Source organism: Sphingobacterium sp. FBM7-1, assembly GCF_020687765.1.
Taxonomy (GTDB): domain Bacteria; phylum Bacteroidota; class Bacteroidia; order Sphingobacteriales; family Sphingobacteriaceae; genus Sphingobacterium.
The window spans coordinates 1-740 of record NZ_JAJEWJ010000025.1; the positions used below are offsets into that span (position 1 = coordinate 1).

The 740-nt window shown below is 35.3% G+C and carries 1 protein-coding gene; it reads right to left on the reverse strand.

The features are described from left to right. Window positions 1–691 (reverse strand): alpha/beta fold hydrolase (locus LKO28_RS15365; protein WP_227695912.1); only part of this gene is annotated, 691 nt, incomplete at its 3' end. Between the last annotated feature and the right edge of the window lie 49 nt (window positions 692–740).

Consider the following 740-nt stretch of genomic DNA (forward strand, 5'->3'; position numbering starts at 1 on the left):
ATGCAGCGTGATTGAACATACTTATATAATTGTTGGCTCTATTGAACTCAGCTCTTATCAGTTTTTCACTTCTTTGTTTGTCAAATTGTTTCTTGCCACTCATTAATTCTGCACCCTGAATTAAATAGTTTACCACACTGTCTTCATTTGTCCAATTGACTGTACCTGCTTTACTATGGAAATCTAAAATACTCGTGTCCATTTCAGGTATAGTTGGGTCTGAGTCTCCCCAAGGGCCTGATGACATAAGAGTTAAGGAGTTAACTCTGTCGGCAAACTTTATTGATGCTATTTGAGAAATTAGTCCGCCCAAAGAAATCCCCACAAAATGTGCTTTGTCAATCTTGTAGCCATCCAATATTGAAATAGCGTCATTAGTTAAGTCAACAATATCGTATGGAGTAGAACCTGGTTCATAATTAGTGGATTTTCCTACATCTCTGTTGTCGTAACGAATAACAAAAAATCCTTTTTCAGATAATTGTTGGCAAAATTCAGTGTCCCAATACAGCATTGATACGGTTGCACCTGCTACCAAAAGGATTGCTGGATTTTTCTTATTTCCAAAACTTTCCGTACAGAGTTCAATGCCGTTTGTTTTAATTATTTTCTCTTTCATTTCTGTTTTCCTTTGTTTGCAACTGATTATTATCAGTCCTAAAATTAATATCCAAAGTAGTTTTTTTTTCATTTATCAATGTTTAACTGTTATGCTGGTATCTTTCACAATGCCCGCTAAC